A 16,771-nucleotide genomic window follows, 5' to 3' on the forward strand; every position below is an offset into this window, starting at 1 on the left:
CTAGCACTTCGAGCCGATGCCGGTACTGGAGTTGATCGCAGTGCACGAGTACTGCTCCACGATGTCCCCCTGGGGCCCGTACGCGGTCATCCCCACCTGGACGAGCGTGGGAACGGCCGAATGCGGATCACCGTAGACGGGCACGACCGACATGAACAGCTTGTTGTCACCGGTCAAGTGCTTCCAGCCGAAGGATTCGACCTTGCTGGCCATCCTCGCATTCGCCCTGCCGTGCAGAGCGACGAGGTTCCGGACGTCCTGGCCGGTGCCCTTGCCCCAGTAACCTATCAGGTGGCCGGCCTGCGGATTCCCGCCGCCTGCCGCGATTTCGCCCATTCCGTCCGGCTGGACGGAAGGCTCGCATTCGGGGCACTTGGGCAGACCGCCCGCCCCGGTGCGCGACCTGCGGTCGGCCTTGGTCAGGAACGCCCAGGCGCCGGTCGCCCGGCAGCCCTTGTTCCCCTGGTGGTCCGTGTACTCCTCAAGGCCGCCGTAGACCCGTCCGCCGTCGATCAGAGGCATCGGGTCGCAGGTGGGATTGTTGGTGTCCGTGGTCCGCGGCGCGGGCCTGGGCTGGGGGCCCGGCGACGGCTGCGGGGTGGGACCCGGCCGGGGCTCGGCGTCGGACGAATCACCGGAGTCGGTATCGGACGCGGACGGCATCAGCATGCTGCCCAGGGCCGTCCCCGCGTCCGCCAGGTTCTGCTGACCCTGCGGCGTCGCCGCGTACAGGGCGGTGACGAGTGCCGCCCCCGCCCAGTAGATGGCCGGGATCGCGAAGACGAAGTGGCCGTCGAGCTCGACGAGGCTGGTGGGGTTGCCGCCGCCGAAGGCGTAGCGGTTGCTGGTGTACGGATCCGTGCCGAGCTTCATGTCGGCGAGGGCGCCGTTGTACATGTCCCGGGTGGTGAAGCGGTTGAGCCCCGGGCTGTAGTCGCGGAAGCCCATGTCGTACGTGCCGGACTGGGCGTCCCAGCGCTTGGCGTTGTAGCGGTAGGGGTTGTACTCCTCCTTGTCCGGCTGACCCGCCTCGGGCTTGTCGATGCCGGTGAACTCGGTGGCGTCGTTGTTGCCGTAGGCGGTGTAGCCGTAGGTGGCCTTGGTGTCGCCGTTCTTGTCGGTCAGGGTCTCGACGTCGGTGTGGCTGTTGTAGCCGTAGTAGCCGTCCTCGGTCGTCCCGTCGGTGTTGTGCTTGGTCTGCGAAAGCCGCTCGCCCCACGGGCTGTACTGGAACGACTTGGTCAGCGCGCCGGCGACCTTCTCGTCGAGGACCTCGCCGGACAGGCCGAGGTACTCGAAGTCGGTGGTCTTGCCGTCCGCCGTCTTCGAGGCGGTGCGGTCCAGCGGGTCGAAGGTGTACGTCGTCGACTTCATCGCGCCGCCGGCGTCCAGCTTCTGGGACTCCACGACGTGGTCGAAGCCGTCGTACACGCTCCGCTCGACGACCTTGCCGCCGGAGCTGACCGACTGCTGGCGGCCGAAGGGGTCATAGGCGTAGTCGGCGGGGGTGGCGCCCGACGCCGTCGCGGTCAGCAGCCTGTTCCGGTCGTACCGGAACGTGGTGGTCACGCCCTTGACGGTCTGGCTGACGACGTTGGCGTTGTCGTCGTGGAGGTACGTCTCCGTGCCGGCGCCGTTGCCCGTCTTGACCGACTTGGTGAGCCGGTCGGCCGGGTCGTAGGTGAGGTCGGTCGTGGAGTCGAGGTACGCCGCGCGGTTGTCGGCGTTCATCTTCTTCGCGACGTCCTGCGACTTGTTGCCGTTGGCGTCGTAGGCGTACGTGTGGGAGGCGACGAGCGTGGTGCCGTCAGCCTTCTTCTCCGTCGTCGACTTCAGCGCGGCGTCGAGGTAGTAGGTGTAGTCGACGGTGTTGCCGTTGTCCTTGGTCTCCCTCAGCTTCTGGCCGCGGTCCGTGTACGTGTACGTGGTGACCTTGGGGTCGCTGTCCGTCGCGGATTTGCCGACGGACACCGACTTGACCTTCTCCCGGAGGTCGTAGGTGTACTTGGAGAACTGGCTCGGGTGGCTGACCGTGTCGGACTGCCCGTTGGCGTCGTACGTGTACGACGTCGCCTTCTTCTCCACGCCGGAGAGGGACTCCGTCACCTCCTGGACCTGGTTGAGGCCGGTGTAGGTGATGGCGTAGGCGTCGACCTTCGTCCCGGGTGACGTGTCGCCGATCGACGTCAGGTTGCCGTTGACGTCGTAGGAGTAGGTGAAGGTCCGCTTCTCGTCGTCGGTCTCCGCGGAGTTGTCGCGGACCAGCTTGATCCCGTCCGCGACCACGATGCCGCCGCTGTTCTGGTCCAGCCTCAGCTTGGTGTTCTCGCCCTGCCTGAGGGCGTAGGTGCCGAGGCCGACCCAGGTGCCGGTGGCGGCGTTCTGGTCCTTGGTGACCGCCGCTTCGGTGGTCGTGCCGTGGGTGAGCGTGTACTTCGCGGTCGTGGCGGCCCCGGTCACCTTCGGGTACCTCACGTACGCGGTGTACGTGCCGTCCTTGGGGATGTCGAGGGACCACGTGAAGGCGTCCGTGCCCGTGCCGGCCGCGTGGGTGCGGTGGTCGTAGCCCTGCTGCCCCGTGATGTCCCCGGTGGCCCAGGTGCCCGTGGTGGAGACGTGCTGGGTGTCGGAGTTGTCCACCAGGACCACCGACTTGCCCACCGGAACACCGTCGTCGGAGCGGGACCTGACCTTGCCGTCGGGGTAGAACGACCACGTCATCGTGCGGTTGGACGAGCCGCCCGCCGACGTCAGCGTCCTGGCCGTCTGCTGGCCCAGGGCGTTGTAGTCGTAGGTGACGGCGATGTCCCACGGGTCCGTGGAGCTCTTAGTCCAGCCGTTGTCGAAGTAGTCGTGCTTCGTGACGTTGCGGACCGTCTGCCCCTCCGAGGGCGGCATCGAGGTCTTCGCGACCCGGCCCACGGCGTCGTACTCGGTCTCGGTGTAGACGTCGGGGTCGTTGTGGAGGGCGTCCGCCGGGTCGTACGGCTGGTACTGGCGCTTCGGCCGGTTCAGCGCGTCGTACTCGGTGCGGGTGGTGAACGCCGTGGTCGTGCCCGCCTCGACGGCACGCGGGGTGATCACCTTGGTGGTGTTGCCGACCTGGTCGTACTCGTACCGGGTCGTGCGGTGGACGATCGGCGAGGTGCCGCTGCGCGGGACCTTGACCTCGGTCTGCTTGCCGCGCTCGTCGTAGCTGACGAGCGTGGTGTTGTTCTCCGCGTCCGTCGAGGAGACGACCAGGTTGTCCTTGTCGTAGGCCTTCCTGGTGGTCTTGCCGGCGGCGTCCGTGACCGAGATGACCCGGTGGTTCAGGTCGTAGGCGGACAGCGTGGTGTAGTCGGCCGTGTCGGCCGTGTTGTTCTTCTTCGGGTCGACGACCTTGGTGGTGTTGCCGACGTTGTCGTACTCGTAGCTGACCTTGTCGCCGCGCGCGTTGACGACGGAGGTGAGCTGGTAGATCTCGTTGTAGTGGTTGGTCGTGACGAAGTCCGTCGCGTCCGCGGTGGTCAGCGTGCCCTTCGGCTCGGTCGTCGTCCTGAGGTTGCCGACCTTGTCGTAGGTGTACGTCGTCTTCCGCTCGTCCGACGTCGGCGTGTACTTCGGCTCGGTCGCCGAGATGATCTGGTCAGCCGCGTCGTACACCGCGGTGGACACCGCGCCGTTGGGCGCCGTCGACGTGGTGACGTTGTCGTTGGCGTCGTACACGGGTGCCGGAGCGGTGATCAGGTCACCAGTGGCCTGGTTCTTGGGCTCGGTCTTGACCAGCGGACGGCCGTAGACGTCGTACGTCTGCGTGGTCTTCTTGCCCAGCGCGTCGGTGACCTCGGTGACCTGACCGCGCTCGTCGTAGACGAACGTCGACGACTTGTTCAGCGCGTCCGTCATCGTCGCCGGGAAGCCCGTGGGCCCGAAGCCGCTGTTCGTGTCCGCGTTGCCGTTGGCGTCGACCGCCCTGATCAGCTGGCCGTAGGAGTCGTACTCGTACGACGTGGTGTAGTCACCCGCCGTCGCGGTGGCGACGCCCTTCGGGTCGGTGACCGTCTTCAGGTTGCCGAAGGTGTCGTAGCCGAACTGCCACTTCCGGCCCTCCGGGGACGTCTTGGTGAAGATGTCGGCCGAGTAGCCGTCGGCACGGGTCTGGTACGCGTACCGAGTGGAGTTCGCCGGGTAGGTGCCCGGGGCGCACTCGCTCTGGGCCGGCACGCCCGCCTTGTTGTTCTCCGCGTCGCGCTTCCAGAGCGGGTAGCCCGTCCTCTGGTCGTAGCAGTACGCGGTCTTGGCGCCGTTGCTCTCCTCCGTGTACGTGACGTTGTTGTCCGCGTCCCACGACAGCTTCATCGACTGCGACTTGGCGTTCGTCGACTGGACGGCGCGGCCGAAGTCGTCGGTCACGTAGTCGGAGGCGCGGTTCTCGGCGTCGGTGACCCTGGTGGCCGTGAACTTGGGATTGCCCGTGTCCGCCGCGTACGTGAAGCCCGTGGCGCCCTGGAGACGGTCGGTGAACGTCTTGGTCCACCAGTGGTACTTCGGGTCGTCACCGGTCTGCGGGAAGTTGTACGCCAACGCCGTGGCGTTGCCGCGCGGGTCGGTGGCCTTGACGAGCTTGACGTTCTTGTTGCCCTGGGTGGCGTCGTACTCGAAGCCGAAGACCTTCGGCTGGGTGGAACCGGCGCCGTCGGTGATCTTGGTGAGCAGGCCCTTGTCGGAGTACTCGAAGGTGAGCTTGCGGCCCGAGATGTCGGTCATCGACTTGATGTGGTCGATGATCTTCGGGTTGTTGCTGTCTGCCTTGGAGTGGTACTCGACCGTCAGCGACTGCCTGCCGGCGGGGTCGGTGACGTACTTGAGGAACTTGGTCGGCTTGTTGTTCGACTTGCGTTCCTCATAGGTGTAGGTCTGGGTGTTGCCGTTCTTCTCGACCATCGACGTCAGGTAGCCGTCGCAGCCGAACACGAACCGGGTCCCGTCGGGCCGGGTCATCGTCCAGGCGTCCGGAACCGGGTCCTTCAGCGGGGTGCAGTCCAGACCGGGCTTGGCGGCCAGCTTGTAGTGGACGCCCGCCGGGGCCTTCCAGGAGCCGTCCGGCTGTTCACGGAAGACGTGGGTGGTGCCGTCGCCGTCCGGGAGGCGGATCTCGGTCGGGTGCGGCTTGGGGTGGAACTCCAGCGGCGCGCCGAGCCGGATCGGGCCCGAGGCCTGGAAGGACCAGCCGGCACCGGAGACCGTGTCGGAGGTGTCCAGGCTGTTGTACGCGAACCGGGCGAAGGTGGTGACACCACGGCCGGGGTTGGTGAACGCGTTGTACTGCCAGACGGTGTTGCCGGACGCCAGGTTGTTCATGAGGGTCGAGCCGGCGCCGGTGTTCTTGCCGGTGTAGACGTAGAACTTCTCCATGCCGAGCTGGTTGGAGGTCGGGTCCTCCACCGCCACGTTCTGGCTCAGACCGGGGATGCCGGCGGTGCCGGAGACCCACGTGCCGGTCGTCTTGTTGTAGACGTCCCAGGTCAGGACGTAGTCGGTGCGCTTGTTGCCGTTGTCCGAGTTGATCGGCGTCTTCACCTGCGCCTGCAGGCTGACCGATCCACCGGGGGCGACGTTCGAGGGCAGGGCCGTCTGGACCCGGTTGCCGCCGGTGGTGACGTCCGTGCCGTCGGGCAGGGCCCACCTGTAGGTCAGGACGTGGTCGGCCGTGTTCCAGGCGGAGGCGGTGGTGTTGGTGAGGGTGAAGTCGACCGTGTAGTCGCTGTTCGGGGTCATGCGCGCGGGGGTCTGCGGCGCGTAGTACGTCGACTCGGTGGTGGAGTCGACGTACGTGACCACGATCCTGGGCGCGAGCCTGGGCTCGGTGCCCTCGGACGACAGGAACAGGGTGCGCTCCTGCGCGGCGGCCTCGTCGGCCGTCTTGATGGCCACGCCCTTCTGGGAGGCCGGGGTGGTCACCCAGGACTGCGCCAGCGAGGTGACGTTCCAGTCGTGGCGCGCCGGGTCGTTCGTCATCGCCCCGGTGTCGGCCGTCACGGCGCCGAAGTCGGCGCCCGCCGTCGTCCAGTTCGTGCTCGCGTCGGACTTGACCCAGGTGGCGGTGGCCTCGTCGAAGTCACGGGTCAGCGGCCGCAGCTCGTAGACGGCGCCGGCGGTGTCCTGGGCGGTCTGCGTGGACCACAGGCGCACGTTGGCGTCGAGGACCCGGGCCGTGGCGGGGATGCCGAGGGCCGGGAACTTCAGCAGGGCGCGGGTGTCGCCGTAGGTGGCGGAGTTGTTGCCGACCGACAGCCAGTTCTTCGGACCGGAGTCGTCGATGGTGTCGTGCGTGAGCGTCGTGCGCGTCGAGGACAGGGTGGTGTCCTGCGAAGCGGCGAACACCTTCGTCGTACGGCCGGCCTTCGGCAGCCGGACCAGCTGGGTGGGCGCGGCGACGACCTGCCCGTCCTTCGTCTTGACCGCGACCATGTAGTAGTACGCCCGGCCGTACGGGTCGGGGTCGTCGGCCTTCGTCGGCGTCGCCGAGGTGTCGGTGAACGACGTCGTGCCGGGCGCGACCGGCGCCACCAGGGTGGCGGCGGACGGGGTGAAGGCCTGGGTGACGGAGCGGTGGACCTGGTACTCGACCAGGTCGTCACCGGTGTTGATCGGGTCCTTGTCCTGGTAGGCGGACCAGTTCAGCTCGGCGCCGGTGTCGTGGATGGTGGTCGGGGCGGAAAGGTCGACGCCCTGACGGCCGAAGGTCAGGACGAGGCGCGGGTAGTTGGCGGCCTCGCCGCCGTACCCGAACTCGGAGCCCTCGTAGCGCGGACCGCCCTTGGGGCCGTTCGCGGACTCGTCACCGGCCTTGATCACGAAGCCGTTGTTGGTGTTCGTGCCGTCGATCCAGGACTGCACGGTCCTGGTGACGGGGAAGGAGTGCCAGGTGTTCAGCTCGCCGGGCTGCTTGGTGACCACACCGCCCTTGGTGAACCGCACCGCATCCGCGATCACGGACGTGGTCGTGGAGGCGGGTCCGTCACCGAGGACGATCTTGCCGAGGGTTCCGGCCTTGAACGGGTGGGATCCGAGGGTCTTCCACACGCCGGTGGTGCCGGCCTGCTGGTTGACGGTGTAGGCCTTCGTCCCGCCGTCGTAGGTGACGGTGTACGGGGCGCTGGTGGCACGGTCGGAGGCGGGTACGTAGTGCGTCTCGACCTGGTAGGTGCCGTCCTCGGGAAGGCTGGGCTGCCAGGTGTAGGTGTCGCCGGCGACCGTGTCCTTGTTGTACAGGTAGTCCTGGTCGACCGCGTACTGGGTGTACGCCGTGTTCCCGGAGGCGGGCCAGGCGCCGACAGCGGCGGTCCGGCCGGTGTCGCCGTCGTCGACGACGACCGCCGTGCCGGACAGCTCACCGGTGAGCGCGTTGGCGTTGTCCCAGGTGGCGGTGGACTCGGTCCAGGCCTGGGTGGCGCGGTGCGCCTCCAGCCGGACCTCGGTGTCCCCGGTGGTGTGGGTCTGGTCGAAGTACAGCTTCAGATCGGCGGAATCGAGCTTGGTCCCGGCCGGGATGCTGCCGACCGGGAAGCGGATCAGGGCACGCGAGGCGCCGGTGGAGGTGTTGCCGACGGACAGGCGCCAGTTGTCGTCGTAGTTCGTCGCCGGACCGTCCGAGGAGATCATCACGTCCTGCGCCGTGGTCGGCGTCGGCGCGATCGAGATCGTCGGGTCGATGGTGACCGGGTACTGCCGCTCGGGGGCGGCCAGCCACTTCGCGTCCGGCGCGACCGTCAGCTCCCAGCCCTTGCCGGCCCGGGTGAGCTTCTGGGTCACGGCCGAGCTGTAGGCGGAACCGTACGGCGCCTTCGCGTCCTTCCTCGCGTCCGTCATGAACGCCGCGGGGATGACGAGGACCGGGTCCGCGCCCTCACCGTAGAAGGAGACCGAGCCGTCCTTGTTCTGTTCCGGCCTCAGCCCGCCCGCGTCCAGGGTGAAGGTGAAGGAGACCGGAGCGGACGGCTTCGCGTCCAGGACGATGTTCTCCTTCACCTGGCCCGGACCGACCTGGTACGACAGATCCGCACCGGACACCGCGTCCTGGTACGTGACCGTGTCGCCCTTGGCCACCGGCGCGAGCTTCCCCGCACCCTTCAGACCGAGGGTCACCGTGTGGCCTTCGGCCCGGAACCGCAGCAGCCGGCCGGCGTCCGCACCGAACCAACTGTCCGCCGCGTTCGTCGTGTTGGCGAAGGCGAAGCCCTCGGCATTCGACGGGACGACCGTCGGGTCGATGTCCTTCCACGACCTGCCTGCCCGATACCCGGTCGGGACGGCCGACACCTCGGCCTGCACGCGACCGTCGGACAGCTGCCAGTACCGCGCGTTCGCCGTCCGCCTCCCGGTCAGCTCCGCGACCCGCTTCGCCTTCGGCGCCGCCTTGCCCTGCGGCAGCTTCTCCCGACTCGGCAGCACCGGAGTCCCGCCGGTCGACGGCTCGTCCGGCTTCGCCGGCTCAGCCTTGTCGTCGTCGGAGAACCAGCCCGAGAAAACGTCGAAGATACCCTCGTCGTCTTCTCTCGAAACCGGTGCCGCATAAGCGACTTGTGGCAGCATGGTCCCGGCTATCGCCGAAACCACGAGGCAGGCTGTCGCCCGCCCGTATTTCATTTTCACGCAAATCCCTACCTTGACGTGGTGGACCTGACCTCGGCCCGCATGCCTCCAGGCATGCCGAAGCAAGCCACCTCCCGCACATGGGAAGCGACCTCGCCAGACATGATCAGGTCACGGCGGAGGGATTCTTCATCACAGAGCTGGTACTCCGTCAAGCGCTCACGCAATTAGGGCATTTCAGGGGTCGAGCTGCGAAGATTGAACGCATGTTGCCGCACTTGTCGGCCGCCTGGCATTCATGGATTTCCATGGTGTATAACCCGGGCCGAATTCACGTCGACCGAAGGTGCGGCCATGTCCACGACGGAAGAACCGGCAGCAGGGCTTCGGCGTAGTCGCGTGACGCCCGGTCCGTGGTGAACTGCCGGCTCGGTGGTGCTTCGGGAGCGTGACAGGCACGGCTTCCGGGATCGCTGAGAGCGGTCCGGCGCCTGGATCCGGGACTTCTCGTCCACGCAGAGGACCAAGGCCCGCTCGGGCGGGTCCGGACAGTGGCCGACGACGTCATCGACCGTGTCGACCAGTGGGTCGCGTTCTTCGGGGCGGACCCCGGGGTCCTGGTGACTGGTGTGGCCACCTGCTCGTCGGTGACCGGCCGAGGACCGCCTGTGGCAAACCTGGATCGGCGCATGCGGGTACGCCCGGAGCTCCGGTGCGGGCAGCCCGCCCCGCGCGGGTTGTGGTGGAACTTCATCGGCCGCGGCCACGAGGAATCGCCGAAGCCCGCCAGGAGTGCTTGCCGCCGGGCGGCCGGTCAGCTGCGCAGCGACGTCCGGATGATGTGGCGCCTGCTTTCCCAGCCCGCGCTCCGGCCGCGTAGGTCCCACCCCGACAGCCGCCCGGAGGCCCGCCCGCCGTGATCACCGCTCAGCCCGGCGTGGTCACCCCTCAGCCATTCCTGTCCCTCCTGCCTCCCGGGCGGAACGGGCGCCCGACGGCGCGAAGGGCGCCCCTTCCCATGATCGGCGCTCCGCGCGTCCGGCACCCTTCCACGGACGGCGGCAGCCGGCAGGGGGAAGCCCCCGACCGCGGACGCGGTCGGGGGCTTCCCCCTGTTCAGTTCCGAAGGGCTTCGGTTCGGCTCAGAGCGTCTTCACGACCTTGGTGTTGTAGGGGTTCTTGAGATCCATGACCGGGTTCTGCGGGAGGACCCTCGGGTCCATCGGGGAGAAGAGGTCCTTGCCCACGATCAGCCTCTGCAGGTTGAACGTCTGGTCCTCCCATGTCATCTCGGCGAACCCGGCCAGCACCCCAAAGGTGGGAATGGCCTTGGATCCGGTCGTCATGGCGTCCTGCCTGAGGTACAGGTCCTGGCCCTTCTGCTCGATCGAGAACGTGATGGTGGAGCCCCGGTCGTCGAAGTACCCCTCCTCGATCACCTCGAAGGTGAAGCTGGTGTCCGCGGTCGTCACCAGCACCACACCGGGTCCTCCCATGAGGGTCGGGCTGAAGCCGGGGAGGGGCTCGGGATGCAGCGTGCAGACGTCCCCGCCCTGGAATTCGTCGCAGCCGCTGATCGGGAACGGGAAGACCTCCCCGGGGTTCGCCTTGAACGCTGCCATGACGGACTCCGGCGTTCCCATCGTCGTCACGGGTCCCAGGTAGTTCTTGTACGAGTAGGTGTACGAGTAGCGGTAGTTGTCGACCGGCTTGGGATTGCTCACACGGCCCTTCGGCGTCCGGTTGTACGTGCCCTTCTTCCGCGCCTGCTGCGTCATCGCGTCCGCCGCCGCGCGGCAGGAGTCGTTGGAGCAGTTGTCGGAGTAGTCGCCGACCACGCCGTCGGTGTCTCCCTCGACACCGGCGCAGATGCCGTCGCGGCCGCCGCCCGGCGAGCCGTGCAGGCACATGCGGCCGTCCGGGTCGGTGTTGTTCACCGGGTCGTTGTCGGCGTACGCGTAGCCGTTCCACTGCTGCGGGTCCATCGGCGACAGCAGCGGGTCGGGGCTGATGAAGCGGCCCGTGGCCGGCTGGTACATGCGGACGCCGAGGCTGGTGAGCCCGGTGGTGTCGTCCTCCTGGCCGCCGACGAACCCCTTGTTTCCGGCCCAGGCCGTGGGCGCGGTGCCCCGGATGTTGCCGAAGGCGTCGGTACGGCTGCGGGTGGCCGTCAGCGTCGACAGGTCGACGGTGAGGTTGTTCGTGCCCTGGTGGTCGGCGATCTGGGCGACGAACGCACCGGCCGCGGTGCCCGCGCCGGTGCGCACGATGGTCATGCCGCCGGGGATCGGGTAGTAGCGGATGCCGGTGCGGGCCTGGGTGGCCGTGTTGACCGTCAGCTCGTCGTTACCGAGTGTGAGCGTGGCCGTTCCGGGGTTGCGGCGGATCAGCAGCTTGCCGTCGGCGTCGTAGAGGTACGTCGTGGTGGTGTTCGGAACGGTCCACTTCTGCCCGGGGGGCACGATGGTGGCGCAGTCGCCCAGCACCAGGTTCAGGCTGTCGGTGGCGACGTCGCCGGGGACCGCGAGGCAGCGGTCGGAGACGGGGTTGTGGAGCGTGCCGTCGGCGCGCGCGGTCCAGGTCTGGTCGGCGCCGCCGTCGCAGTCCTGGAAGGTGATCGGCGTTCCGGCCGCGGTACCCATGGCCTGGACGCAGCGGTTGCCACTGGAGAGTGTGTTGTTCGCGGTGGAGTACTTCTGTCCCGCGCCGGTGTTGCACGTGTAGATCTGCAGCGGGCTGCCGACGCCGGTCGAGCCGCCCTCCGCGTCCAGGCACTTGCCGCCGATGCCCTTGATCTGGGCGGCCGTGATCAGTGAGGCGAGCTTGCCCTCGCTGTTCCACGTCAGGCTGCTCGTACCGGCCTTGCCCGCCCGGTAGGAGGTGGTGGCGCCGTTCTCGTCGTACTGGAACGCGTCGTTGTTGGTGGTCGTGCCCGTCTTCGTCGTGGCGAGCAGCAGGGCGTGCGCCCCACCCGTGCCGCCGCCCGTGGCGGGAGCGGAGGTCGGCGCGTTCTGCTGTCCGGGAGCGCCGAAGGTCTGGGTGGTCGTGGCGTCCTTGGTGGTGTCGCCGGCCGGGTCGTGGCGGACCGCCTTGGTGCGGTTGCCCGTCAGGTCGTAGGCGTACTCATGCCAGTAGGGGGACGGTCCGCCGACGGTGGTCTTCGCGGGGGTCACGGCACCGGCGGTCGGCGTGGTGTTCGCGCACGCGCCCTGGTCGGCCGTCTGGTGGGTGAGGGGGTCGGGTCGGCTGATGCCGCCCGTGTCGGACCACGCCGTCGTGAGCCGGCCGAGGTGGTCGTATGTGAAGCACTGGCGGTCTGTCTGCGCGGGCGTGCTGTCCGCGATGCTGGTGAGTGAGGTGATCCGGCCGGCCTGGTCGTACGTGTAGCCGGTCTGCTGGACCGCGCCGGTGACCGAGGTCTGCTTGTCGACGTACTGGTCGCTCAGCCGCCCGGTGGCCTGGTCGTAGACCGAGGTGGTGACGACCTGGGAGGCCCACGGGTTGACGGTGGAGCGGATCACACGCCCGTGGGCGTCGTACTCGGTCTGCGTGTCGTAGGTGGTGGCGCCGGCGTACTTGTACAGCTGGCCGTAGTCGTTGTACGAGTACGCGATGTCGTCCAGGGGCAGTCCGGCGAGCGCCGGCAGGACCGTGCCCTTCGGGTTGCCGGTGAGCCGGTCGTATGTGGTGGTGACGCTGTACGTGAACGTGCCGGAGGCCAGCCCCGCATCGGTGCCGGGCAGGGTGATCGTCGTACCGGTGATCCGGGCGCCGTCGTCATAACCGGTCACGGCGCTGGTGTACGCCTTGCCGGCGGAGCCGCCGACGTAGCGCGTGGAGGTGGCGGGCTTGCCCTTGCCGCCGGGGACCGTGTCGAAGGTCCAGCCGGCCAGCTGCTTGGCGGCGGTCGCGGTGCCGTCGTACAGGCCGGTCTTCCGCCCCAGCAGGTCGTAGGTGTACACCAGCGTCTTGTTCTTGGCGTTGGTGATGGTGGACAGCCGCGAGGCGGAGTCGTACGTCCGCGTGGTCGTGCCCGTGTCCGGGTCGCTCGCGCCGGTCTGGCGGCCCCGCAGGTCGTAGGTGTACGACCAGACGTTGCCGGCCGCGTCCTTGCGGGTCAGGGGTTCGCCGTCGAGAGTCGAGGTGAAGCGGGTGACGGCCGCGTCCGAGGGCCGGCCGGTGGGAGTGGGAGTGGAGTACTGCCACAGCTCGGTGGTGTGACCCAGGGCGTTCGTGACCACCGAGGTCGGCGCGTTGCCCTTCGGCGGCAGGACATCGGTGCGGTCGGCGCCCGGGTAGCTCGTCGTCGTGCGGTGCTGCTCGGCGCCCAGCGACCACGTCGAACTGACCGTCGGCCGGTCGAGACCGTCGTAGCTGGTCCGCTTCTGCGACGGGACGGTGCTGTCGGCGGCGGCGACGAGGACGCCCTTGGGACCCGAAGCGTCGTTGTACCAGGCCGCGTTGGACGTCTTCTCCCGGCCGTGCGAGTCCAGCCGGATGTCCGCCACCAGGCGGCCGGTGTAGGCCGGGTTCGCCGGGGTGGACTGCGTCTGGCGGGGGCGGCCGAAGCCGTCCAACAGCTGGATGGACGTGGTGCGCACCGGGGTCGTGCCGTCCACGGTCAGCTTCCCGGTGGTGACCGTGGAGGGGACGCCCGTCTCGTTGGAGACGCGGTAGCCGAACACCACGTCGGCGTGGGGGTGGGACTCGGGGGTACGCCCCGGCTGCCACACCGCGGTCAGCCGGCCCAGCGCGTCGTAGGTGCTGGTCGTCGTCTTCTGGTTGACGTCGGTCGCCTTCAGGGTCAGCCCGCGGCGGGGGTCGAAGGTGGTGACGGTGTCCCAGGTGCCCGTGGCCTGTCCGGGAACCGGCGCGGAGGCCGTCACGGTGACGGGCAGCTCGCCGACGGCGGCCGGGGTGTACACCGAACCGGTGGTGGTGCCGTTCGGGTGCTGCGCGTCCTTGCTGTTGGGGTCGGTCAGCGAGGTGACCCGGCCGTAACCGTCGTACGCGGTGGTGGAGGCGGTGACGAAGACCGGGCTGCCGTCGGTGGCGTACCGGTCCAGGATCTCGCTCTTGGTCGCGTCGCCGGTGGCACCCGCCTGCTCGTGGGCGAGGCCGTCGTAGAAGGTGCGGGCACGGGAGACCGTGTTCGTGGCGATGGCGTCCGCTGTGCAGGCGTCGGGGCCCGAGACCTTCAGGACCTCGGACACCAGGCCGGTGCGCTGGGCGTCCGGTCCGCTCGCGTAACGGGTGCGCGTGCACTCGTCCGGGACCCCGTCCGCCTGCTCCAGCGAGGTGACCGTCCGGTTGTTCCGCGCGGGGTCGGTGACCTGAGTGCTGGTGCCTGTACGCCAGGTGCCGTCCGCCAGCTTCACCCGGGTCGTGGTGGTGTTCCTGGTGCCGGTGTAGCGCGCGACGAGGGAGGGCAGGCCCGTGCGGGTATGGGTGGCGGTGGTGACCGGGTCGTCGGAGGCGTGCACGGTCTGGGTGACGACGGAGCCGCCCGCCTGGTCGTGGGCCAGGGTCTGCAGGACCTGGCCGGCGAGCCACTCCACGTCCGCGACATCGCGGCCCAGGGCGTCCGTCAGGTGCACGGAGCGGGCGGTGCTGTTCTTGCGGACGTCACCGTCCATGCCCTGGCGGTAGGTGGTGACGGTCTGCGACTTGGGCCCGTCGGTGCCCGATCCCACGGTGGTCGTCACCTTGGCGAAGCCGCGGAAGTCGCCCCAGGTACGGGCCTTGGCCTCGGTCAGTTCGCTGTCGTCACGGTGCCAGGCGGCGGAGTCGTAGGCGTAGTCGGTGATCTTCTGCGGAGTGTCGGTGGCGATGTCGTTCTCGGTCAGGGACTTGACTGTGTAGTGGTGGAACCAGTCCAGCACCGGATCGGAGTCGGCGACCGAACCGGGCGGGGACCAACGCACTGGATAGCAGGCCCTGTTGTTGTCGTCCTCGGCCGCCGGCATCACGTTGTTGATCCGGGAACAGTCGGGGAGGTTGTAGTCGACGTTCAGAACGCCGCCGGTCTCGTTGCGGATCTGCTGGATCCGCGGCCGGTTCATGATCGGCGGTGCCGGTACGAGGTTCGTCCCGTCCACCCGGTTGGGGAGCATGACGGGCGTGAACGACACGGCCGGAAGGTCGGCGTGCGGCGTCGCGGTCCTGCCGGTGCGCCGGACGGAGTCCAGCCACAGGGCACGCTGGCTGCCCGCGTCCTTCGGGTCGGGGAAGGAGTGGACCAGCGCGTAGGAGTCCACGTCCTGCCAGACGTTGCCGACGCGGACCTGGGTGGTGATGCCGGTCAAGCGCTTGGTGGTGAAGTACGTGGCGGAGTAGTAGACGCAGGTGCCGGTGCTCTTGCACTCGTTGTCCACCGGTACGTCGGGCCAGTTGGCCTTGTTGGCGACGGTCCGGTTCGCGGGCTCGCACGCCGTTCCGGCCGCGACGCAGCGCTCGGCGACGGTGAAGTTGACCTTGGCGGCGGGCTGCAGCGCGCCCTTGGCCGCGAGCTGCTCGGAGAGCTTCTGTCCGTAGCCGATGCTCGCGAGGGTGGTGGCCCGGGTGTACTGGGTCATCGTGCCGTTGCCGCTGTTCTGGCCGGCGCCGCGCTTGTACCAGTTGCTCTCCGGGGCCCACGAGTAAGTGGTGAGGTTCCCATGGGCGTCGACGACGTAGTCGAGCGAGAGGCGCTGCCACATCTGACACCAGGAGCCGACGCCCTTGGCGCTGTCGTAGCACGGCTGGCCGCTCTTGGGCGTGTACACCGGTACGGAGGAGACGGAGTTGGTGGCCGGGTCGGTCTTGTCGCCGCCGGGCAGGTGGTTGACACCGAAGTAGTACGTGGTGCCCGAGGCGTCGGTGACCTTCGCGTACGAGCCGTCCCGGACGCCGTTGGCGGCACCGGAGCCGAACTCGATCTTCGTGCCGTCGTCGTTCTTCAGGCGCCACACGCCGGTGGCGGCGTCGGTGGTGGCCGTCGCCGAACCCGCCTTGTCGTCACGCACGAGGGCGCCCGAGTGGGAGCCCAGCGACAGGGAGGCGTTGAACCCGGCCCAGCAGGCGTCGCCCGAGTCCGGGATGCCCGCCTTGTCGCAGGGCTTATAGACGCGTTCGATGTAGCCGGGGTTGAAGTCCCAACCGTCCCCGATCCAGGAGGCCTGGGCGTTCGTGACGGAGGTCTTGCCGTCCACCGAGGAGGAGTCGTAGCTCAGCCCGACCTCGGGGGCGGTGCCGCCGAGGGCCGGAGGAACCTGGATGGGCTGGTTGTATGTCAGCGCACCCGAACTGCCGCCCGAGGCCCAGCTCTGCGAGGAGTCGAGCGCGGTGGCCTCGTACGTGCCGCCGGGGCCCGAGGAGTCGGTCTCCGCGGCCAGCAGCATCGGGGCGGCGGGGGCCGCGATCAGCCTGCTGCTCGTCTCCGCCGTCGCCGGGGCGGGAGCGGCGGCCGCGGCCGTCGGCAGTGCCACGTCGGCGATCAGCCGCTTCGTCGCCTTGTCGTAGCGCGTGGTGAGCGGCGTACGCACCTGGCAGGACGGCACGTTCGGCGTCGTCAGCGCGCATCCGGGCAGCGTCACCAAGCGGCCGCGGGAGGCGAACTCGCCCCCGGTGACGGCCTGCAGCTCGGCGAGGTCCAGGCCGACCCTGACGCGGGAGGCGGTGCGGGTGGCGCCGGACGTCTGGGCGGCGAGGCTGAACAGGGCGCCGTTGACCCCGACGCCGCGCGCGGAGCGGTCGTCCTTGCGGACCACCGTGACCTTGCCGCTCAGGCTCGGCGTGGCCCCGGTGTCCTTCGGGGAGACCCACACCGGCAGGCGTCCGGCCCGGACCGGAGCTGTGCCGGATGCGCCCGTCAGGTCGGCGCTGCCGCTGACCGGGGTGGAGAACGGTGTCCTGGACAGCGCCGTGGAACGCGCGGGCACCGGGTAACGGGGCTTGATCGCCGCGGTCTTGCGGGCGGCGGTGGCCTTGACCGATGTGGTGCCGGGCAGTGGCCGGTGCGGCGGCGTCCACACCTTCGAGAAGTCCGCCTCGGCCTGGGCCTGCCCCGCCTGCCCCGCCTGCGCCACCGGGGTGCCGAGGAGCGAGGCCGCGAGGGCGAGGACGACCGGACCGGCCACCCGCGTGCGGAACGTGCGCGTTCTTCGGCGCACGCCATGAACTGACATGAGGATTCCTTCGTCTGTGGTCAGCAGAG

Annotated in this window: 2 protein-coding genes; both read right to left on the reverse strand. The window is 69.0% G+C overall.

All coding sequences use genetic code 11. The annotated features are described in order from the left end of the window. Window positions 1–8,631, reverse strand: coding sequence for a golvesin C-terminal-like domain-containing protein (locus AC067A_RS19090; protein WP_479243629.1), 8,631 nt, complete (start codon window positions 8,629–8,631; stop codon window positions 1–3). Window positions 8,632–9,719: 1,088 nt separating this feature from the next. Beyond that, complete coding sequence (locus AC067A_RS19095; RefSeq protein WP_479243630.1) at window positions 9,720–16,742, reverse strand: ricin-type beta-trefoil lectin domain protein; 7,023 nt, start codon at window positions 16,740–16,742, stop codon at window positions 9,720–9,722. Window positions 16,743–16,771: the final 29 nt, after the last annotated feature.

This window comes from Streptomyces sp. NPDC043176, from assembly GCF_056436715.1.